1 protein-coding gene is annotated in these 440 nt (G+C 64.2%); it reads left to right on the top strand.

Annotated features, from left to right (window positions below; genetic code table 11):
* Positions 1 to 22: 22 nt before the first annotated feature.
* Positions 23 to 440 (top strand): AMP-binding protein (locus tag AC1D0P_RS29825; protein ID WP_477680033.1); only part of this gene is annotated, 418 nt, incomplete at its 3' end.

The following is a 440-nucleotide window of genomic DNA, read 5'->3' as shown; positions in this document are numbered from 1 at the left end:
GAGGAAATCCGTGGCCAATCATATGTTCGACCGAATCCGCGCCGCCATCCCGTCGCTGGAAAAACCCTTCGCCTTCGTCGGCGACGAGCAGATCCTCTATCGCGACCTCTTGGAGCAATCGGCCGCTTTCGCCGGGGCGCTGAAAGCGCTCGGCGTCGCGCCGGGCGACCGGATCGCRGTGCAGGTGGAAAAGACGCCGGAGGTCATCGCGCTCTACCTCGCCTGCCTGCGCAGCGGTGCCGTACTCTTGCCGCTCAACACTGCTTATACGCTCTCGGAACTGAGCTATTTCTGCGGCGATGCGGAACCTCGCCTGTTCGTCTGCGCCCCAGGCCGGGAAGAAGAAATCCGCGGCATCGCCGCCGGCGCGAAAGTCGAAACACTCGGAGCCGACGGTGGCTCGCTCATCGACCTCGCACAAACTGCGCCACGCACAGACG

Source organism: Polaromonas sp. P1_G2, from assembly GCF_056405515.1.
The sequence above is the reverse complement of the archived record's forward strand: the minus strand, read 5'-3'. Positions and strand labels throughout refer to the sequence as shown.